This is a genomic window from Pseudomonas sp. NPDC089752, assembly GCF_044748725.1.
Taxonomy (GTDB): domain Bacteria; phylum Pseudomonadota; class Gammaproteobacteria; order Pseudomonadales; family Pseudomonadaceae; genus Aquipseudomonas.
The window spans coordinates 48,062-68,683 of the sequence record NZ_JBIVGP010000009.1 but is presented as its reverse complement, the minus strand read 5'-3'; the positions used below and the strand labels follow the sequence as shown (position 1 = coordinate 68,683).

The window sequence follows — 20,622 nt, the reverse complement described above, 5'->3', positions numbered from 1 at the left end:
CCTTAAATTCTGCCGGCCTGTTCAACCATTCGTTCTTTTTTTCGAACAGCCTATTGTCCTACACCCCAGCAGCCGCTTAGCATTCGTTTGAGATTTCAAACGCTCGATGCCCTGCCTTGGGCGCTTTTCAACAATCAACAATTCGGGAAGCCGACATGCAGCTCAAAGACGCTCAGTTGTTCCGCCAGCAAGCCTTCATCAACGGTGAGTGGCTGGATGCGGACAGCGGCCAGACCATCAATGTGACCAACCCGGCCACTGGTGAAGTCATCGGTACCGTGCCGAAGATGGGCACCGCGGAAACCCGCCGCGCCATCGAAGCCGCCGACAAGGCCCTGCCGGCCTGGCGTGCACTGACCGCCAAAGAGCGCTCGAACAAGCTGCGTCGCTGGTTCGAACTGATGATCGAGAACCAGGACGACCTGGCTCGCCTGATGACCACCGAGCAAGGCAAGCCACTGGCCGAAGCCAAGGGCGAAATCGCCTACGCCGCCTCGTTCATCGAGTGGTTCGCCGAAGAAGCCAAGCGCGTGTACGGCGACACCATCCCAGGCCACCAGCCAGACAAGCGCCTGATCGTCATCAAGCAGCCAATCGGCGTTACCGCGGCCATCACCCCGTGGAACTTCCCGGCCGCGATGATCACCCGTAAAGCCGGCCCGGCCCTGGCCGCTGGCTGCACCATGGTGCTCAAGCCCGCTTCGCAAACCCCGTACTCCGCCCTGGCCCTGGTCGAGCTGGCTACCCGTGCCGGCATCCCGGCTGGCGTGCTGAGCGTCGTCACCGGCAGCGCTGGCGAAGTCGGCGGCGAGCTGACCGGCAACTCCCTGGTACGCAAGCTGTCCTTCACCGGCTCGACCGAAATCGGTCGCCAGCTGATGGAAGAATGCGCCAAGGACATCAAGAAAGTTTCCCTGGAGCTGGGTGGCAACGCCCCGTTCATCGTGTTCGACGATGCCGACCTGGACAAGGCGGTCGAAGGCGCGATCATCTCCAAGTACCGCAACAACGGCCAGACCTGCGTCTGCGCCAACCGTATCTACGTGCAGGACGGCGTCTACGACGCGTTCGCCGAGAAGCTGGCCGCCGCAGTGGCCAAGCTGAAGATCGGTAACGGCCTGGAAGATGGCACCACCACTGGCCCGCTGATCGACGGCAAAGCTGTCGCCAAGGTTCAGGAACACATCGAAGACGCCGTCTCCAAAGGCGCCAAGGTGCTCTCCGGTGGCAAGATCATCGAAGGCAACTTCTTCGAGCCGACCATCCTGGTCGACGTGCCGAAGACTGCCGCTGTCGCCAAAGAAGAGACCTTCGGCCCACTGGCGCCGCTGTTCCGCTTCAAAGACGAAGCCGAAGTCATCGCCATGTCCAACGACACCGAGTTCGGCCTGGCCTCGTACTTCTACGCCCGTGACATGAGCCGTGTGTTCCGTGTCGCCGAGGCGCTGGAATACGGCATGGTGGGTATCAACACCGGCCTGATCTCCAACGAAGTCGCGCCGTTCGGCGGCATCAAGGCCTCGGGCCTGGGCCGTGAAGGTTCCAAATACGGTATCGAGGACTACCTCGAAATCAAATACCTGTGCATCAGCGTTTGATCGCACGGTAAAGGTTTTACCTCTGCCAGCGGGGCGCGAGAGCGACGTCTCGCTGGCCTTTTTGACATAGCAATACCTGGTGGCCAGGGCGTTCACGGCAGTCGATCAACGAATACTGTTCGCGAGCACTCCCCAGCCACCCCCGAATAAAAGCGCCGCTGATCGGTGCAAATGAGGGCATTATGAGCAAGACCAACGAATCCTTGATGCAACGTCGTATCGCCGCCGTCCCACGTGGCGTTGGCCAGATCCACCCGATCTTCGTTGAAAGCGCGAAGAACTCGACCGTGATCGACGTTGAAGGCCGCGAACTGATCGACTTCGCCGGCGGCATCGCAGTATTGAACACCGGCCACCTGCACCCGAAAGTGGTTGCAGCCGTGCAAGAGCAGCTGACCAAAGTCAGCCACACCTGCTTCCAGGTGTTGGCCTACGAACCCTACGTAGAGCTGTGCGAAAAAATCAACAAGCTGGTCCCAGGCGACTTCGAGAAGAAGACCCTGCTGGTCACCTCCGGCTCCGAAGCCGTTGAAAACGCCGTGAAGATCGCCCGTGCCGCCACTGGCCGCGCTGGCGTGATCGCCTTCACCGGCGGCTACCACGGCCGTACCATGATGACCCTGGGCCTGACCGGCAAGGTCGTGCCGTACTCCGCTGGCATGGGCCTGATGCCAGGCGGCATCTTCCGCGCCCTGTTCCCGAGCGAGCTGCACGGTGTCAGCGTTGACGACGCCATTGCCTCGGTCGAGCGCATCTTCAAGAACGACGCCGAGCCGCGCGACATCGCCGCGATCATCCTCGAGCCAGTACAAGGCGAAGGCGGCTTCCTGCCAGCGCCGAAAGAGCTGATGAAGCGCCTGCGCGAGCTGTGCGACAAGCACGGTATCCTGCTGATCGCCGACGAAGTGCAGACCGGCGCTGGCCGTACCGGCACCTTCTTCGCCATGGAGCAGATGGGCGTCGCGCCTGACCTGACCACCTTCGCCAAGTCCATCGCTGGCGGTTTCCCGCTGGCCGGCGTGTGCGGCAAGGCCGAGTACATGGACGCCATCGCCCCAGGCGGCCTGGGCGGCACCTACGCCGGTTCGCCGATCGCCTGCGCTGCGGCACTGGCCGTCATCCAGGTGTTCGAGGAAGAGAAACTGCTGGACCGCAGCAAAGCTGTTGGTGAGCGCCTGACCGCTGGCCTGCGTCAGATCCAGGAAAAGCACCCGATCATCGGCGACGTCCGTGGTCTGGGCTCGATGATCGCTGTGGAAGTCTTCGAAAAAGGCACCCACACCCCGAACGCCGCCGCCGTTGCTCAAGTAGTAGCCAAGGCACGCGACAAGGGTCTGATCCTGCTGTCCTGCGGCACCTACGGCAACGTCCTGCGTATCCTGGTTCCGCTGACCGCCGAAGACGCACTGCTGGACAAAGGCCTGGCCATCATCGAAGAGTGCTTCGCTGAACTCGGTTGATGTGACGCGCTTCATAAAAAAACCCGCCTAGGCGGGTTTTTTTTGTGCCCAACAAAGGCCTGTGGCGCTATGGTTGTTGCAGGACTTGCCTTGGAAGCTGCAACGGATTTGCGTGTCAGGGATATTCAGGAGTTGGCCATGAACGCTGCAGACCCCACCCCACCTAGCATACTGATTGCCGAAGGTGACCCCTGGGTACGCGACATGCTGCGTGAGATGCTGCTCAGCGTGCGCTGCGATGCCCGGCTGCAAGTGTGCGCCGATGGCTCGGAGGCGCTCTCTGCGTTGGCCAGCAAGCCCGACCTGATCATCGCCGCCCGCGAGCTGACCGGCGTCGATGGCCTTGACCTGCTGCGCAAGGTGCGCGCCAAGGGGCCTGGGTTGCCGTTCATCCTCATGAGCAATCGCAGTGACAGCGCCAGCGTGCGCGAGGCACTGCCACTGCACCCCACGGCTTACCTGAGCAAGCCGCTGAATCTGGAAAACCTGCGCAAGCGCCTGGAAGAGCTGCTGCTGGCTGTGGGCGAGCAGATCGCCTGCCCGGTACCGCCGCTGCAGCCAGGTGCCAGCTTGCCCGCTTTCCTTGAGCAGCGCCGCGCCACTGCCGATGGCGGGCCGTTGTTCGCCGATGTACAGGTAGCGATCAAACGTGCGCTCAATCCCCAGGGGTTGAACCTCAAGGTGCTCGAAGAAGAGGTGCGCAACGACCCGCAGGTGACGGCTGTGTTGATCGCTGCCGCAAACAGCGCGGCTTTGCATCGTGACGCGCCGGTGCAGACATTGCTGCAGGCGCTGAACAAGTTGGGCAGCACGCAGAGCATGAACCTGATCCTAGGGCTCACCCTCAAGCGCAGCGCACGCCTGACCGACCCTTTGCTGGCACAGCATGCGGCGCATTTCTGGAACCTCTCACTGCATACCGCCGAATACGCGCGGTCACTGGCGCGCAAGCTCGAACTGGATGAAGAACGTTGTTATTGCGCCGGGCTGCTGCACTGCCTGGGCGACCTGGCAGTGCTGCGTTGCCTGCAGGAATGGCGGCTGGCCGGTGGTGAGTTGGATGAAGGGCAGGTGCAGACGTCGCTCAAAGAATTTGGCGCGGCTTTCGGCTCGGCGCTACGCACTCGCTGGCGCTTGCCGCTTAGCCTGCGGGAGCTGATTGCGGCGATCTACCAATTGGGTGGCGGGGTCTATTCGCGGGAGATTCTGGCGATGAACCTGGCTGGGCAACTGGCGCGATTGCCGGCGGATCAGGGGTTGGAAAAAGTCGCCGACAACAAGACCGCGCGCTTGCTCAAGGTAGGGCTGCCGGAGCTGAGCCGGTTGCGCAAGGTGGAGAATCCTGAGGTTAAGCCGCAGGAGGAGGCCAAGGCTGAGGTCATTGAGATCAGGGATGAAGAGCCGCCGGTTGCGGAGTCAGAAGCCTCCTCATAGGAACCTTGTGGGAGCGGGCTTGCCCCGCGAAGAGAGCACTGCAGTGCAGGGCACCGGCTTCGCCGGTGTTCGCGGGGCAAGCCCGCTCCCACAAAAGCTCACTCGTCAGCTGCTGACAATCTGATTCTTCCCCTGCCGCTTGGCCCGGTACATCGCTTCATCAGCCCTGGCAAACAGGCTGTCCAGCGACTCATCCGTATCGCCAAGCCCGGTCACTCCTTGGCTTACCGTCACCCCATACACTTGCTCAGCATGGCTGAAACTCAGCCGCTGGATCTCGCGCTGCAGGCGTTCGGCAATCTGCTCTGCAACTTGCGCGGTGCAGCCCGGGAACACCGCCGCAAACTCTTCGCCACCAATGCGCCCGAACAGGTCGCCCCGCCGTAGCACGGCTTTACCGGCGTCGGCGATGCGTTGCAGAACCTGATCGCCTTCCTGGTGGCCGTAGCTGTCGTTGATCTGCTTGAAGTCGTCGATGTCCAGCAGCAGGAAGGCCATCGGGGTGCCCTCTTCACGGGCGTTGTCGAAGGCCTGTTGGGCGCATTCGAAGAAGTGCCGGCGGTTGCTGCTCTGGGTCAGCACGTCGGTGGTCGCCAGGCGCTGCAGTTCGCCTTCGAGCTGCTTCTTTTCGGTGATGTCCTCGGCAATACCGACGATGATCACTCGGTCGCCTTCGCGCTGCTGGTTGATGTAGCACTTGTCACTCAGCCAGCGCATCTGCCCGCTGGCGTTGATGATGCGGTATTCGCGGTCTTCCACGGCGCCTTTGACCAGCACCTGGGTAAGGCTGCGTTCGGCGTAATCCAGGTCGTCGGGGTAGATGCTGTCGCGCCACTCGTTGAAGTCGGCCAACACCTGGCTGGCCGGGCGGCCGAAGATGCGCTCGTAGGCGGGGCTGACGTAGAGCACCTGGCGGGTTTCCCAGTCGAAGGCCCAAAGCACCGCATTGACGCTGTCGAGCAACGAGCTGTAGAGCTGTTCACGTTCGCTCAGCCGTGCGACTTCGCCCTGAGCATGCAGCAAGGCCAGCAAGGTTTGCGCGGCTTCAGGAGGGGCGTTGCCGGGCAATGATGAATGGATGTTCTTGGCCATGTGCACGGAGCGTTTCTCGACAGGTGAGCGTGCGGCCACAGACCGGCCCGCCACGCGGGCGATGTGCGGAATTTGAGTGGTTTTTCAGGGGGTAAGTTCCAGCGGGCACGCCCCATTGCAGGGCGTGCCGATCAACGGCGGTCAGGCGCCGGTGGGGCGCAGGGAATAGGTTTTCAGCTGCGCGGCAAAATCATGCAGGGCATGGATGCCGCTGGCTTCGGCTTCGTGCACCCAGTCTTTCATGGCGGCGAGCATGTCGTGGCCATTGGCGCTGGTGCGGGCCCAGATCTGCTGCAGCGCCAAACGTTTCTCGTAAATGGTCTTCAACGCCTGGCTTTGTGCGAGCAGCGACTCGATGCGCACATGGTGGCGATCTTCGAGCAGGCTGGTTTCCCGCGACAGCAGGCGCTTGGCGCGGCGGAAACGGTGGCTCACCGAGGCATCGAGCTTGGCCAGCTCCTGTTTGACCAGCGGGCCGATCACCAGCTTGCGGTACTGGGCCATGATCTGGAAGCGGTTGTTGAGGATCGCCATGGCGGTGTCCATGTCCAGATTGGCTTTGCCTTCGACGCGGTGGGCGATGGGCGCCACACGTTGCACCTTGGCCAGGCGCAGCAGGCAGAGCAGGCGTATCCAGGCCCAACCCATGTCGAACTCCCAGCGTTTGACCGACAGCTTGGCGGAGTTGGGGTAGGTGTGGTGGTTGTTGTGCAGTTCTTCGCCGCCGATGACGATGCCCCACGGCACGAGGTTGGTGGCGGCATCGCGGCATTCGAAGTTGCGATAGCCCACCGCATGGCCCAGGCCGTTGACCACACCGGCGGCCCAGAACGGAATCCACATCATCTGCACCGCCCAGATGGTGATGCCGATGGTGCCGAACAGCAGCAGGTCGATCACTGCCATCAAGGCGATGCCACCCAGCCTGTAGCGCGAGTACAGGTTGCGCTCGATCCAGTCTTCCGGGCAGTTCTTGCCATAGATGCGCAGGGTTTCCGGGTTGCGCGCCTCTTCGCGGTACAGCTCGGCGCCTTTGCGCAGCACCGTGCTCAAGCCTTTGTGCACCGGGCTGTGCGGGTCGTCAGGGGTTTCGCACTTGGCGTGGTGCTTGCGGTGAATGGCGGTCCACTCGCGGGTGTTCTGCGCCGTGGTCAGCCACAGCCAGAAGCGGAAGAAATGCTTGAGCGCGCCGTTGAGCTCCAGCGCACGGTGGGCGGAGTAGCGGTGCAGGTAGATGGTGACGCTGACGATGGTCACGTGAGTCATCAGCAGGGTAACGCCAACCAGTTGCCAGGCCGACAAGTCGAGCAGACCGTTGTACCACATAGGTGTCAGAACCCTCGAAGACACAGGGGAAGGTTGTGATTATCCCTTGGCGAGGAAATAAAACCAGTCAGCCTTTCAGATAGGACGTCACGGCATGTTTCTGCCCCTATAATGCCCCATCTTTTTTCATGGGCTTTCCCCCCCGACATGATGTCTGTTTCAGTTCGTGACGCCTTGCGCAGGGCTGCTGCTCGGCTGCTCAATCTTTTCGGTAGGAGTGCGCAGCAGCGTAGAGAGGACCAGGAGCGGCTGCGCATGGCGGCGGCGGTGTTCGATTGCACCCTGGAAGGGGTGCTGGTCACCGACCGCCAGGGGCTGATCGTGCACGTCAACCGTGCCTTCATGCGCATCACCGGCTACCAGCAGGACGAAGTGCTCGGCCAGCGCCCGAGCAAGTTCAAATCAGGCCGCCACGGTGTGCCGTTCTATCAACGGATCTACGCCACGCTGGCCGAGAAGGGCGAGTGGAGCGGAGAAATCTGGAACCGCCGCAAGAGCGGTGAAATCTATCCGCAATGGCAGACGATTCGTGCCATACGCGATGATAACGACGAGTTGAGCCATTACGTGGCGGTGTTCAGCGACATCAGCGCGATCAAGCATACCGAGCAGGAGCTGGCGTTCCTGGCCCATCACGACCCACTCACCAACCTGCCCAACCGCTTGCTGTTCAACGACCGGGTCGAGCAGGCCCTGGCGTCGGCTCAAGCCAACAAGCGCGGGTGCGCCCTGTTGCTGCTGGACCTCGATCATTTTCAAAGCATCAACGATGGGCTTGGCCATACTGTCGGTGACCAGTTGCTCAAACTGGCGGGCGAGCGCTTGGCTCAGGTGTTGGGCAACGGCGTGACCCTGGCGCGCCTGGGCGGTGATGAGTTCGGAGTGCTGGCCGAAAATTGCCAGCAAGTCGGCCAGGCCGGCAAGCTGGCGCAGGCGCTGATCGAGCGCATGGGTGAACCGTTCGAATTCGACGGGCATCGGTTGTTCATCAGTGTAAGCGTCGGCATCAGCTTGTTCCCCAGCGATGCGCTGAGCGCCGAGCAGCTGCTGCGCAACGCCGACGCGGCGCTGTTCAAGGCCAAGCACAATGGCCGCGCATGCTATGCGTTGTACACCGAAGAGCTGACGGCGCACGCCCAGCAGCGGGTGGAGACCGCCGGTGAATTGCGCCACGCGTTGGCCCATGAGGAATTGCGGGTGTTCTTCCAACCGGTTTTCGATCTGTTCACCTCGAAGATGGTCGGGGTGGAGGCGCTGGTGCGCTGGCAACATCCTCTGCGCGGCCTGGTGCCGCCGAGCGAGTTCATCCCCATCGCCGAGCGTACCGGGCTGATTGCCGAAATCGATGCCTGGGTGCTGCGCGAGGCGTGCCGGCAGATGGTTCGCTGGCAGGCCGATGGGCGCACGCTGGCATTTGTCGCGGTGAACATTTCCAGCCGGCTGTTCGGTCAGCGCGAGCTGTACCGGCAGGTGGCCCAGGTGCTGCTCGAAACTGGCCTGGCGCCGGAGTTGCTGGAACTGGAGGTGACTGAGAGTGCGGTGATGGAAGACCCGGAGGTGGCGCTGGAGCAGTTGCACCGCTTGCGTGAGCTGGGCCTGAGCCTGGCCATCGATGACTTTGGCACGGGGTATTCGTCGCTGCTGCGACTCAAGCGTCTGCCGGTGCAGAAGCTGAAGATCGACCAGGGCTTCGTCGCCGGGTTGCCGATGGATGACGACGACATCGCCATCGTGCGGGTGATCATTGCCCTGGCGCACAGCATGGGTATGCAGGTGCATGCCGAGGGCATCGAGCAGGCGGAGCAGGCCAGGTTTCTGCTGGAGCAGCAGTGCCAGCTGGGGCAGGGGTACTGGTTTGGGCGGCCGGTGCCGGCTGGGGAGTTGTGCTGGGGTTGAGGGTCTGTTGGCCAATTCTCCTACCCAGTCAGATCAATGTCTCAGCTTATCGCTCATATCGCGGATTACGCCATGTACGATACGTCTGACGAGTCTGCATTCTCCAGCGTTCCAGGTCTGCGTGTGCTGTTCCAGTAGCGCCTTGGCAGCATCCTCCACGCCCGGTACAAGCTCATCAATGATCCTGTTACCGAGGGGGGCACGGACGCCGATGGCTTCGCCAAGGCTGAGAACGCTTGCCCTGGTAACCTCATCATGGGTCCTGATGCCCTCTGGTTTCCAGACCAGCTCTGCCTCCAACCATGGTGCAGCGGACTCACCATAGACGGCAGTGCAGAGAAGGTCATAGTGCGGTGCCAGGTGATAGGCATCCGGGCGAGCGAAGAAAGAAAGATTCTTCAGGTGGGCATCATTGTTTCCAACCAGGATGTTGAAGACCAGCCATCTGAACAACTGCATTCGCGTCTGGGCCACATTACGGACCAGGCCGAGAATCGCTTGCAAAGTTTCCGTGGTCGCTTGTTGATACTTGAAACTTTTGTCCAGTGTGAGCAGTTGACAGGCGTCCAGCACGTGCAACCGTTCGAGTTGATCGTTCATCGGCGACCGGTCAAAGCGTTCGATCAGATAGGCCGCCTCGGGTACGCGGCGAATGCTGACATCGGGTACTTCAAGCCCCACTGACCGGGCAAGGTTCATCACAAACCATTCGTTCACGACCGTAGCATCGTAAAGATCGCGTTGAGGGTGATCGGGTTTGAGAATATGCGTCGAAGGCGTGTTGCCCATGGGCTCGAATAGCGCCTCGCCTTCCACGACGATTGCAAGTTTGTGTTGTGCTCCTGCCAGAGACATGCGCTTAGGTGCGCCAGTGGTCAGCGCGATCCTCGGAAGGTTGCGTATGCGCTCACTCAGTTGCGCATTTGTCAGAGGCTGCAGCCCACTCGCTTGTAGGTGCTGGGCAGCAGGCAGCAAGGTAATTGCACCCGCTGATTCAGCACCGTAGTAACCGAGCAAGCCAAAGGCGTCGGCAAATTCGATTTTAGCGTCGCTCGCCAACAAGGATCGGGCCTGTTCCTCTGGAAGCAGGTTGTCAAAAAACCACTGCACGGGGCGCAGCGATGAGCCATCGACAAGCGTTCCCTTGCTCCTGGGGAGCGAGGGCGACAGGTCATAGGCGTCAGCGTTGGCGATCCACTCAGGTGAATACTCGAGGCTCCAGACCCCTGCATCATCACACAGGGTCGCCACGTGATGGCTGTTGATTTTAATATCCAAAGTTCTCATCGGTCGGGGGCATCCACGTAAAGGCGTATGCCGAGCTCTTGCAAAACCTGCAGGACGCTGGCAACCGAGACGCTACCTTTGCCTCGTTCGATGTCCCTGAGCAAGACATGGCTTTTGCCAACGATCATTGCCAGATCCGTTTGAGTTATATCTTGGCGTTTGCGCACTTGGCGAACCGCTGCCCCCAGGTCACTGGGGGTCCGAACCTGAATGAGCGTGTTCATGGCTGACGTGGACCGATCTAAAAGATACTTTCGATTATGGCCACGAATCGGAAAATTACAAATAATACTAAGGTTTCGTTTAGTTTTTGATAGCTGACAGACTATTTGCCGAAAAATCGAAACCATAGTTTCGAAAATATGGATTTGTCTTGGATCGATTTCGAAATCTCAGCAATGCTTTAGTTCTGCTAGCCAATTTGAGGAGGAAGTGGGACTCGAATCACCGCTTGTTAAATCCTTTCGCCAACCGATCCCCACCCACCTGAATCACCGCCACCAACCCCACCAGCATGGCAATCACGGTCAGCATGATCTGGCTGTCGAACCGCTGATACCCATACCGATAGGCAATATCCCCCAACCCCCCGGCCCCGATCGCCCCGGCCATGGCCGAGGAGTTGATCAGCGTCACTAGTGTGATGGTGAACCCGCCAACGATCCCCGGCAATGCCTCCGGCAACAGCACATGCCAGACGATGTGCCAACGCCGGCAACCCATGGCCTGTGCGGCCTCCACCAAACCATGGTCGACCTCGCGCAAGCTCACTTCGGCAATCCGTGCGAAGAACGGCGTGGCGGCGATGGTCAGCGGCACCACGGCGGCCCACACGCCATAGGTGGTGCCGACCACCAGGCGGGTGAACGGGATCAGCGCGACCATCAGGATCAGGAACGGAATCGAGCGGAACAGGTTGACGAAGGCGCCGAGCACGCGGTTCAGCAGCGGCGCCTCGAAGATGCCGCGCTTGTCGCTGGTGACCAGCAGCACCGCCATCGGCACGCCCACCAGCAGCGCGATCAGCGACGACACGCCGACCATCAGCAAGGTGTCGAGCAAGCCTTCGAGCAAGCGATCAAACCACATGGCCCAGTACCTCCACGTCTTCGGCCCAGCGACGGGCGCGTTCCAGCAATTGATGGGTGTCGTGCGGCGAACCCTGAATCGACAGGATCAGCTGGCCGAGCGCATGCTCGCCGATGGTCTCCACGCCGCCTTGCAGCAGCCGTACACGCCCGCCCAGGTCACTGAACAGGTCGGACAACGCTGGTTCCCCGAGCACGCTCAGCTTGAGTACCACCGCACTGTCGCGGCCCACCGGACTGGCCCGCAGGTTTGCCTGCAAAGCCGCAGGCAGCTTGGCCTGCAAGGGCACCAGCAAGGTGCGGGTGACGTCATGCCGGGGCGAGCCGAACACCCGCCACACCTCACCCTGCTCGACCACTTCGCCGCGCTCCAATACCACCACGCGGTGGCAGATATCGCGGATCACTGCCATCTCGTGAGTAATCAGCACCACAGTCAGGCCCAGGCGCTGGTTGATGTCGCGCAGCAGTTCGAGAATCGACGCGGTGGTTTCCGGGTCCAGCGCCGAGGTAGCTTCGTCGCACAGCAGGATTTCGGGGTCATGCACCAGCGCCCGAGCGATGCCGACGCGCTGCTTCTGCCCGCCCGACAGTTGTGCCGGGTATACATGGTGCTTTTCCTGCAGGCCGACCAGCTCCAGCAACGCGCTGACCTTGCGCTGGCGCTCGGCCTTGGCCACGCCGGCCACCTTCAGTGGCAGCTCGACGTTCTGCCACACGGTCTTGGCCGACATCAGGTTGAAATGCTGGAAGATCATGCCGATGCGCCGGCGCAGCGCCACCAGGCGGTCTTCATCGAATGGCGCGATGTCCACCTGGTCGATCAGCACCCGGCCCTGGCTGGGTTGCTCCAGGCGATTGATAGTGCGCAGCAGTGACGATTTGCCGGCGCCGCTGCGGCCGATGATGCCGAAGATCTCGCCACGGCGGATATTCAGGTCGATGCCTTGCAGTGCCGGCTGCGCCTGGCCCGGGTAGGTCTTGCCGAGGCCGACGAAGCGCACATGGGCTTGGTTGACCTCCGGACGCAAGGCCTGCTCCCGGGCCGGTGGCGGCGCGGTATGAGCGGTGGGCGCCTCGACGGCGCTGGCCTGGCTCATGTCAGCCTTCCCAACCGGCTTGGTAGAGGCTGCCGTGGGCCTTGTTCAGCGCTTCGCGCACGGCGGGCGAATGCTGGTAGATGTCGACGAACTTGGCCAGGCGCGGGTCGTCCTTGCTTTGGGGGCGGATCACGAACTGGATCACGTACTCCTTGTTTTCCAGGCCGTCGAACAGCAGCGCCGACGTGGCATCGAAGGTCTTGGCCAGGCGGATGTAGGCCGGGTAGCCCTGCACCAGGTCGGCGTCGTCATAGGCGCGTACCAGTTGTACGGCCTCGACCTGGAGGATCTTCAGCTTCTTCGGGTTGGCGACGATGTCATCCTCGGTGGCCTTGTAACCGACACCCGGTTTCAGCGTGATCAGCCCGGCTTTGGCCAGCAGCTGCAGGCCCCGGCCACTGTTGATCGGGTCGTTGGCGATGGCCACGCTGGCGCCTTCGGGCAGTTCGGCGAAGCTTTTGTACTTCTTCGAATAGAGGCCGACATTGTTGATGATGCCGGGAGCGAACGGCACCAGGTTGAAGCCGGCGGCGGCCTTGGCGTTTTCCAGGAAGGGGATGTGCTGGAAGTAGTTCACGTCGATGTCGCCGCTGTTGAGGCTGACATTGGGGGCGATCCAGTCACTGAACTCGATCAGCTTCACCTCCAGGCCTTGCTTGTGGGCTTCCTCCACTGCGGCTTCCAGAGGGATGGCGAAGGCGGCGGTGGTGCCGATCTTCAGCGGCTCGGCAGCGCATGCGCCGCTGACCAGGCCGAGGGTGAGGGCGATGGCCGCGACGGGCCGGAACAGTTTCTCAAGCATGCTGCGCAACTCCAGTCGGGGCAGGGGTAGAGGTGTGGCGATAGGTCGAGCCGGGATGGTCAGCCGGCAGGTGTGGGTGGTCGCTGTGGAACAGCTTTTCGCGCAGGGTGCCTTCGGCGTAGGCGGTCTTGTAGCGGCCACGCTGTTGCAGGTGCGGGATGACCAGGTCGATGAAGTCTTCGAAGCTTTCCGGGGTAACGGTGCGGGTCAGGTTGAAGCCGTCGAGGCCGGTTTCGTCGATCCAGGCGATCAACTGTTCGGCAACCTGCTCGGGCGCGCCGATAAGGGTCACGTAGCGCCCGCCGAGGGCGTGTTGCTCCAGCAGGCGACGGCGGGTCCAGGCGTTTTCCTGCAGTTGGCGGGTGGCCGACTGGATGGCGTTGCCCTTGCTGGCGCCGATCGGCTCGTCCAGGTCATAAGCGGCAAAGTCGATGCCAGTGGAGGCGGCGAAGTGCGCCACGCCTGCTTCCGGGCTGGCATGGCGCAGATACTCGGCGTACTTGGCCTGGGCCTGCTGCTCGGTGGGCGCGACGATGACCGTGATGCCCATGAACACTTTGACCGCCTGGGGATCGCGGCCGGCCGCCTGGGCGGCAGCGCGCACCTTGTCGACCTGGGCGCGGGTGGCGGCTTTGTCCTGGCCGCTGATGAACACGCATTCGGCATGGTTGCCGGCGAAACCCAGGCCGCGTGGCGAGCTGCCGGCCTGGAACAGCACTGGGGTGCGCTGCGGCGAGGGTTCGCACAGGTGGTAACCCTCGACCTTGTAGAACTCGCCGTGGTGCTGGACCTTGCGTACTTTATCCGGCTCGGCGTACACCCGCCGCTCGCGGTCAGCGACCACCGCATCATCGGCCCAACTGCCTTCAAGCAGCTTGTACAGCACCTGCAGGTACTCATCGGCCTGGTCGTAGCGGCGGTCATGCTCAGGCTGCTGCTCCAACCCCATGGCGCGGGCGGCGCTGTCGAGGTAGCCGGTGACGATGTTCCAGCCAACCCGGCCGTTGCTCAGGTGGTCGAGCGTGGACAGGCGCCGGGCGAACAGGTACGGCGCCTCGTAGGTGAGGTTGGCGGTGAGGCCGAAGCCTAAGTGGCGGGTGACGGCGGCCATGGCCGAGACCAGCAGCAGCGGGTCATTGACCGGCAGCTGGATCGACTCTTTCAGGGTCACGTCCAGCGACTGACCGTAGACGTCGTAGGTGCCGACGATATCGGCGATGAACAGGCCGTCGAACAGCCCACGTTCCAGCAATCGCGCCAGGTCGGTCCAGTAGCTGAGGTTCTTGTACTGGGTCGAGGTGTCGCGTGGATGCGTCCACAGGCCATGGTTGATATGCCCGATGCAGTTCATATTGAAGGCATTGAGGAGGATTTGCTTAGGCATCAGATGGTCCCCCGGCGCGGTGGGTTTTCAGCGTTGAGGTAGTAGTTGCCGATAGCGTGGTATTTCCAGCGCACGGGGTCGTGCAGGGTGTGCACGCGGGCATTGCGCCAGTGGCGGTCGAGGTTGTGCTCAGCCAGGGTGGCCTGGCTGCCGGCCAGTTCGAACAGCGTGGTGCCGGCGGCGAGGGAGATCTCGGTGCTGATCGCGCGGGCTTCGGCGACGGCGATGGAGGCGGCGGCGACGGTATCAGCGTTGCTGTCGGCCTGGGCGTGGTCGAGGTAAGCCCCTGCGCGTTCGAGCAATGCCTCGGCGGCGTGCAGGCGAATCGTCAGATGGCCGAAACTCTTCAGGGTTAGCGGGTCTTCGCTGGCCTTGTCCAGGCCGGAGTCGACCCAAGGCCGGCTTCGTGTGCGCACGAAGTGCAGGGCATCTTCATAGGCGGCGCGGGCGATGCCGGTGTCGATGGCGGCGTGGAGGATCTGCGCCAGCGGGCCGACTGGGGTGGGGCGCTCGAAGGCCGACTGGAACGGCACCACGTCTTCGGCACGGACAAACACGTTGTCGAACACCACCGAACCGCTGCCGGTGGTGCGCTGACCGAAGCCGCTCCAGTCGTCGATCACCTGCAGGCCTTGGCTGTCGGCGGGGATGAAGGCCAGCTGCTGAACACCTTGCTCATCGACCACCGAGGTCGGGATACGCTGGGCGTAGAGGGCGCCGGTGGCGTAGAACTTGCGGCCGTTGATGCGGTAGCCATCGCCTTCGCGGGTTAGCCGGGTAGTGCGGTCGTGGGCTGTCTTGGTGCCGAGTTCGGCGAGGGCGTTGCCGAAGCGTTGGCCGGCCAGGACTTCGCTGTATAGGCGTTGCTGTTGTTCGGGGCTGCCGTTTACTCGCAGGACCTCCAGGGCGTAGAAGTGGTTCTGCGGGATCTGGCCGAGGGAAGCATCTGCTTGCGCGATGCGGGCGATGACCTTGGCCAGGGTAACGTTGGATACGCCAGCGCCGCCGAAGGCCTTGGGCACGCTGATGGCCCACAGGCCGGAGCGGGTGAACAGCTCCAGTTCGGCATGCGGCAGGCGCCGTTCGCGGTCGCGCAGGGCGCTGTCCCGGTGCAGTTGCTGGGCGATTTCTTCGGCGATGGCCAGGGCTTGGGTGTCGCTGGTGATTACGCTTGTTGTCATGGTGTTCTCCGGGCCGCTGGGGCCGCTTCGCGGCCCATTCGCGGGCGGTCCGACGTCTCGGCAAGCCCGCTCCCACAGGTACAGCTTTAATCTCAGGTTTGTGAGATCTCTGTGGGAGCGGGCTTGCCCCGCGAATGGGCCCCAATGGCCAAAATTCAAATCCAGGAATGCCGCGCAGGCAGGGTGCCGTTCAGGTAATAAGCGCCGACCGCGTGGTACTTCCAGCGCACCGGGTCGTGGAGCGTGTGCACCCGGGCATTGCGCCAGTGGCGGTCGAGGTTGAACTCGGCCAGGGTGGCGCGGCTGCCGGCCAGTTCGAACAGCTTCTCGCTGGCCTGCAGCGAGATCTCGGTGGTCAACACTTTGGCTTCGGCCACTGCGATCGAGGCCCGCGCGGCGGCGGCAGCATCGATCGGCCCGGCATTGACCTCGTCGAGCACTCGCGCAGCCTTTTGCAGCAGGGCTTGGGCTGCATGCAGTTCGAGTTTCAAGCGACCGATGTCGGCAATCACGTAGGGGTCGTCACTGGCGCGCTCGACATTGGCGTCGATCCAAGGGCGCGACTTTTCCCGCACGAAGCGGATGGCATCGTCAATGGCCGCTTCGGCAATACCGGCATCGATGGCTGCCTGGATCAGCTGCGAGCCGGCGCCCTGGATATTTGGCGTATCTCGCTGGCGCCAGTTGTCGATCACCAGGTCCGCATCGACCGGCACCTGATCCAGCAGCACCGTGCCGCTGGCGGTAGTGCGCTGGCCGAAACCGGACCAGTCATCGACGATGCGCAGCCCAGGCGCGCCGCGACGGACGAAGGCCAGGCGCTGACGGCCCTGGTCATCCAGCGCCTTGACCGCGACCCAGTGGGCGAACAGCGCGCCGGTGGAGTAGAACTTTTCGCCGCTGATGCGATAGCCGTCGCCCTCGCGGGTGATCCTGGCCTTGAGCGTCAGAGTGTCCTTGGTGCCTCGCTCTGGCCCGGCGTTGCCGATGCGCCAGCCGTCGAGCACGCTGCGGAAGATCAGCGCCTGCTGCGCCTCGGTGGCGGTCAGGCGCAGCAGTTGCAGCAGGCCGAACTGGTTCTGCGGGATCTGCCCCAGGGCCGGGTCGGCGGCGCTGATCAGGCGGAATACTTCGGCGATGGTGTCGAACGACACGTCGGGGCCGCCGTGGGCCTTGGGCACGCTGATGCTGCCCAGGCCGCTGCGGGTGAATTGTTCGATTTCTGCCCAGGGCAGCTTGCGTTGCTGGTCGCGGCGAGAAGCTTGCTCGCGGGCACTCTCGGCAAGTTCACGGGCCGCTTGCAGGGCTTCGGCGTCGTTGCGCAGAACCTTGGCCGGCAGCAGCAGGGGCGAGCTGTCGAGGTCGCTGTGGAATGGGATTTTTGGCAGGGTGGACATCAGAACCGAACCTCACAAAGTGGATGCGTCGCTTCAGTTGATGGCGACAACGCTTGTGGTCCGGTGGTCCGGTTTATATACCCTAAAGGCTTATCAAAAGTTTATGAACTAACCTTTTGGAATATATATAGAAGTGGGGATTTTGGTTGGATGTGCCGGCCTCTTCGCGGGTTTACTCGGATGCCGCAGTCCCGAGAAACTTGCGCAAGAACTGCCGGGTCCGCTCTTCCTTGGGGCTGGCAAACAACGCCTTGGCCTCGCCCTGCTCGACGATGACCCCCTTGTCGAAGAAGATCACCCGGTTCGCCACATCACGCGCAAAACTCATCTCGTGGGTGACGATGATCATGGTGCGCTTCTCATCGGCCAGGCCGCGGATGGTCGCCAGCACCTCGCCGACCAGCTCCGGGTCGAGCGCCGAGGTGGGTTCGTCGAACAGGATCACCTCAGGCTCCATGGCCAATGCCCGGGCGATGGCCACGCGTTGCTGCTGGCCGCCCGACAGGCGCCGGGGGTAGGTGTCTTCCTTGCCGGCCAGGCCAACCTTGGCCAGCAACTTGCGGCCTAGCTCGATGGCCTGTGCGCGTGGCGTCTTCTTGACCACCACCGGCCCTTCGATGACGTTCTCCAGCGCGGTGCGGTGGGGGAACAGGTTGAAGCTCTGGAACACGAACCCGGCCTGCTGACGCAAACGGCGGATAGCGCTCTGCTGGGCGCCGAGCGGGCGGTTGGCATCGATGCTGATGGCGCCGATCTGGATGCGCCCGGCATCGGGCGTTTCCAGCAGGTTGAGGCAGCGCAGGAAGGTGGTCTTGCCCGAGCCGCTGGGGCCGATGATGGCCACCACTTCGCCGGGTTGCACGGTCAAGTCGATGCCGTTGAGCACGGTCTGGCCCTTGAACTGCTTGGTCAGGCCTTCTACTACGATCATCTTCAGTGCTCCTGGTCGTGCTGGTTGACCCGCGCTTCCATGCGGTTCTGGAAGTGCGCGAGGATGCTGCAGAGGATCCAGTAGACCACCGCAACCGCCAGGTACATGGTGAACACTTCGAACGTGCGTGCGGTAATCAGCTGCGCCTGGCGGAACAGCTCGGGCACCTGGATGGTCGCCGCCAGGGCGGTGTCCTTGACCAGCGAGATGAAGCTGTTGCCCAGCGGCGGCAGCGCAGTGCGCAGGGCTTGCGGCAGGATCGCCCGGCGCATGGCCTGGGTCCGGGTCATGCCGATGCTGGCGGCGGCTTCCCACTGGCCACGGTCGATCGAGGAGATCGCCGCGCGCAGGATTTCGCAGATGTACGCGGCCATGTTCAATGACAGGCCGATCAGCGAGGCCGGGATCGGGTCAAGCTCGATACCGATCTGCGGCATGCCGAAGTAGATCACGAACAGCTGCACCAGCAGCGGCGTGCCGCGGAAGAACGACACATAGATACGTGCCAGCCAGTTCAGCGGCAGGATCTTCGACAGCCGCATCAGCGCCAGGGCAAAGCCCAGCACCAGGCCGAAGAACATGCCGCCGACACTCAGCAGCACTGTGTAGCCCGCGCCCTTGAGCAGGAAGGGCGCGGAATCGACAACGAGTTGCAGGCTTTCAGCGATCATTTGGTGACATCGGCACCGAAGTATTTCTCGGACAGCTTGGCCAGCGTGCCATCAGCCTTGAGCTTGTCGATGGCCTTGTTCAGCGCATCCAGCAGTTCAGGTTCGCCTTTGCGCAGGGCCACACCGCTTTCCAGGCGCGAGAAGGCGTCGCCGGCCAGCTGGGTGTCCTTGGCTTTTTGCGCGTACTCCAGCGCGGCCAGGCGGTCGATCAGGATGGCGTCGATGCGGCCGTTGCGCAGGTCGGCAAACTTGCTCGGGTCGTCTTCATAGGTGCGTACTTCGGCTTTCGGCACATCCTGCTTCACCCACTGCTCGTAGTTGGTGCCCAGGCCCACGCCGACCTTCTTGCCGGCAAGGTCTTGCGCGCCTTTGATATTCAACTGCTCGGCTTTCTTCTTCAGCACCAGCGCCTGGATGCCGGAGACGGTGTAGGGCTCGGTGAAGTCGTACTTCTTCTTGCGCTCTTCGGAGATGGTCACCTGGTTGACCACCACGTCCAGACGCTTGGACTCCAGTGCGGCAAGGATGCCATCCCACTTGGTCGGCTGGATCTTGGCTTTGACCCCCAGTTCCTTGGCCAGCAATTCCGACAGCTCCACTTCGAAACCGGCCAGCTTGCCGTTTTCGTCCTGGAAGCTGAACGGTGGATAAGTGCCTTCGAGGCCGACGTTGATCACGCCCTTTTCCTGGATGGTCTTCAACTGCTCGCCGGCAAAGGCCTGGCTGAACAGCCCGGTGCCCAGCAGGATGGCCAGGCTGGCATTGAGAAGTGGTTTGGCGAATTTCGACATGTCAGGCCCCGCGCTTGTTGTGGAAGTGGTGGGTGGCGACTATAGAGTTGGCTTTATAGGCCAGGAAATAATAAAAACTTATGTTCTTATGCGTATTTTGCTTTTTGCCATGCACAGGCTGCATTGAGGGTAGCGCAGCTTATGCCCGACTTAGCGCAGGATGGAATAAAGCGTTGTTTTTTCCAAGGGGCGGATTTGCCGTAAAGTGGTTTGCAAAATATCTGATAGGCCTGTCAGGAGATTACCGTGAGCGAACACCCCTCATCCGCGCATTGGCAGTTGCACAGCATCGTCAGCGACCTGCGCAGCGCCCGCGAGCAGTGGCGCAGCCGCAATGGCCGCAGCATTGGCGAACAGGGCGGGCGCGAATTGCCATCGCGCGAGGCCATGCGGCATATCCTCGAACAGCTATGCGGTGCGCTGTTCCCGATGCGCCTAGGGCCGGTCGATTTGCGCGAGGAGAGCGAGGACTTCTACGTTGGCCACACCCTCGATGCGGCGCTGACCGCGCTGCTGGCCCAGGCGCGACTGGAGCTGCGTTACGCCGCCCGGCAGAGCAAGGCTGACCTGGCCGCGGTCGACGGCCAGGCGCTGCGCCTGATCCAGGATTTTGCCGCCGCCTTGCCAGGGCTGCGGGTGTTGCTCGATACCGACGTGTTGGCCGCCTACCACGGTGACCCGGCGGCGCGCAGCGTCGATGAAGTGCTGCTGTGCTACCCGGGGATTCTGGCGATCATCCACCACCGCCTGGCCCACCACCTGTACCAGGCCGGCTTGCCGCTGCTGGCGCGGATCAGTTCGGAGCTGGCGCATTCTGCCACCGGCATCGACATCCACCCGGGCGCGCAGATCGGGCCGAGCTTCTTCATCGACCACGGGACCGGCGTGGTGATCGGCGAGACCGCGATCATCGGTGAGCGTGTGCGCATCTACCAGGCCGTAACCCTGGGGGCCAAGCGCTTCCCGAGCGACGAGTCGGGCACGCTGCACAAAGGCCTGGCGCGGCACCCGATCGTCGAAGATGACGTGGTGATCTACGCGGGGGCGACCATCCTGGGAAGGATTACCATCGGCAAGGGCTCGACCATTGGCGGCAATGTGTGGCTGACCCGCAGCGTGCCGGCAGAAAGCAACATCACCCAGGCCAATCTACAGTTGGATTGCCAGGACAAGAATTGAGCTAT

At 62.5% G+C, this 20,622-nt stretch carries 18 protein-coding genes; 5 read left to right on the top strand and 13 right to left on the bottom strand.

The window, feature by feature from the left end; genetic code table 11:
- The first annotated feature begins 155 nt into the window (after positions 1-155).
- The 3 genes from gabD to ACIPZF_RS16730 all read left to right on the top strand — a co-directional run bounded on the left by gabD (position 156) and on the right by ACIPZF_RS16730 (position 4,492).
- Positions 156-1,598 (top strand): NADP-dependent succinate-semialdehyde dehydrogenase, encoded by a 1,443-nt coding sequence (gene gabD / locus ACIPZF_RS16740; protein WP_400801355.1) that lies wholly within the window; start codon positions 156-158, stop codon positions 1,596-1,598.
- A gap of 182 nt (positions 1,599-1,780) precedes the next feature.
- Positions 1,781-3,058, top strand: a complete 1,278-nt coding sequence (gene gabT, locus ACIPZF_RS16735; RefSeq protein ID WP_400801353.1) for a 4-aminobutyrate--2-oxoglutarate transaminase — start codon at positions 1,781-1,783, stop codon at positions 3,056-3,058.
- A 138-nt stretch (positions 3,059-3,196) separates the two neighbouring features.
- Positions 3,197-4,492, top strand: a complete 1,296-nt coding sequence (locus ACIPZF_RS16730; protein ID WP_400801351.1) for an HDOD domain-containing protein — start codon at positions 3,197-3,199, stop codon at positions 4,490-4,492.
- Between the two features lie 105 nt (positions 4,493-4,597).
- On the opposite strand, the gene ACIPZF_RS16725 is transcribed toward ACIPZF_RS16730, so the two are convergent.
- Together ACIPZF_RS16725 and desA are read right to left on the bottom strand one after the other, a co-directional pair.
- Positions 4,598-5,584 carry a GGDEF domain-containing protein gene (locus ACIPZF_RS16725; RefSeq protein ID WP_400801349.1) on the bottom strand — a complete coding sequence of 329 codons (987 nt, stop codon included), beginning with the start codon at positions 5,582-5,584 and terminating at the stop codon, positions 4,598-4,600.
- Positions 5,585-5,725: 141 nt separating this feature from the next.
- Entirely contained in the window at positions 5,726-6,910 is a 1,185-nt protein-coding gene (gene desA, locus ACIPZF_RS16720) for a delta-9 fatty acid desaturase DesA (RefSeq protein ID WP_400801347.1), read from the bottom strand.
- A gap of 147 nt (positions 6,911-7,057) precedes the next feature.
- Between desA and dibA the strand changes: the two genes are divergently transcribed.
- Positions 7,058-8,806, top strand: coding sequence for a phosphodiesterase DibA (gene dibA, locus ACIPZF_RS16715; RefSeq protein ID WP_400801345.1), 1,749 nt, complete (start codon positions 7,058-7,060; stop codon positions 8,804-8,806).
- Positions 8,807-8,839: 33 nt separating this feature from the next.
- Here the strand turns inward: dibA and ACIPZF_RS16710 are convergent, their stop codons facing one another.
- The 11 genes from ACIPZF_RS16710 to tcyJ form a co-directional block, all read right to left on the bottom strand.
- Positions 8,840-10,093 (bottom strand): HipA domain-containing protein, encoded by a 1,254-nt coding sequence (locus ACIPZF_RS16710; protein WP_400801344.1) that lies wholly within the window; start codon positions 10,091-10,093, stop codon positions 8,840-8,842.
- On the bottom strand, positions 10,090-10,317 hold the full coding sequence (locus ACIPZF_RS16705) for a helix-turn-helix domain-containing protein (protein WP_400801342.1): 228 nt from the start codon (positions 10,315-10,317) through the stop codon (positions 10,090-10,092). Before ACIPZF_RS16705 ends, ACIPZF_RS16710 begins: the two co-directional genes overlap by 4 nt.
- 220 nt (positions 10,318-10,537) lie before the next feature.
- Positions 10,538-11,182, bottom strand: a complete 645-nt coding sequence (locus ACIPZF_RS16700; RefSeq protein ID WP_400801340.1) for a methionine ABC transporter permease — start codon at positions 11,180-11,182, stop codon at positions 10,538-10,540.
- Complete coding sequence (locus tag ACIPZF_RS16695; protein ID WP_400801339.1) at positions 11,172-12,281, bottom strand: methionine ABC transporter ATP-binding protein; 1,110 nt, start codon at positions 12,279-12,281, stop codon at positions 11,172-11,174. The genes ACIPZF_RS16700 and ACIPZF_RS16695 overlap by 11 nt, the downstream gene beginning before the upstream one ends.
- A 1-nt stretch (position 12,282) precedes the next feature.
- Positions 12,283-13,083 (bottom strand): MetQ/NlpA family ABC transporter substrate-binding protein, encoded by an 801-nt coding sequence (locus ACIPZF_RS16690; protein ID WP_400801337.1) that lies wholly within the window; start codon positions 13,081-13,083, stop codon positions 12,283-12,285.
- The gene (locus ACIPZF_RS16685) at positions 13,076-14,467 is read right to left on the bottom strand and encodes an LLM class flavin-dependent oxidoreductase (protein WP_400801336.1); all 1,392 of its coding nucleotides are present in this window, start codon (positions 14,465-14,467) and stop codon (positions 13,076-13,078) included. Before ACIPZF_RS16685 ends, ACIPZF_RS16690 begins: the two co-directional genes overlap by 8 nt.
- Positions 14,467-15,648, bottom strand: coding sequence for an SfnB family sulfur acquisition oxidoreductase (locus tag ACIPZF_RS16680; protein ID WP_400801334.1), 1,182 nt, complete (start codon positions 15,646-15,648; stop codon positions 14,467-14,469). Before ACIPZF_RS16680 ends, ACIPZF_RS16685 begins: the two co-directional genes overlap by 1 nt.
- Before the next feature lie 155 nt (positions 15,649-15,803).
- Positions 15,804-17,045: an SfnB family sulfur acquisition oxidoreductase gene (locus ACIPZF_RS16675; protein ID WP_400801332.1), complete on the bottom strand. Its 1,242-nt coding sequence runs from the start codon at positions 17,043-17,045 to the stop codon at positions 15,804-15,806.
- Positions 17,046-17,217: 172 nt separating this feature from the next.
- Positions 17,218-17,976, bottom strand: a complete 759-nt coding sequence (gene tcyN / locus ACIPZF_RS16670; RefSeq protein WP_400801330.1) for an L-cystine ABC transporter ATP-binding protein TcyN — start codon at positions 17,974-17,976, stop codon at positions 17,218-17,220.
- Positions 17,977-17,978: 2 nt separating this feature from the next.
- Positions 17,979-18,647, bottom strand: coding sequence for a cystine ABC transporter permease (tcyL, locus tag ACIPZF_RS16665; RefSeq protein ID WP_400801328.1), 669 nt, complete (start codon positions 18,645-18,647; stop codon positions 17,979-17,981).
- Entirely contained in the window at positions 18,644-19,438 is a 795-nt protein-coding gene (gene tcyJ, locus ACIPZF_RS16660) for a cystine ABC transporter substrate-binding protein (RefSeq protein ID WP_400801326.1), read from the bottom strand. Before tcyJ ends, tcyL begins: the two co-directional genes overlap by 4 nt.
- Before the next feature lie 246 nt (positions 19,439-19,684).
- Between tcyJ and epsC the strand changes: the two genes are divergently transcribed.
- Positions 19,685-20,617 carry a serine O-acetyltransferase EpsC gene (gene epsC, locus ACIPZF_RS16655; protein WP_400801324.1) on the top strand — a complete coding sequence of 311 codons (933 nt, stop codon included), beginning with the start codon at positions 19,685-19,687 and terminating at the stop codon, positions 20,615-20,617.
- Positions 20,618-20,622: the final 5 nt, after the last annotated feature.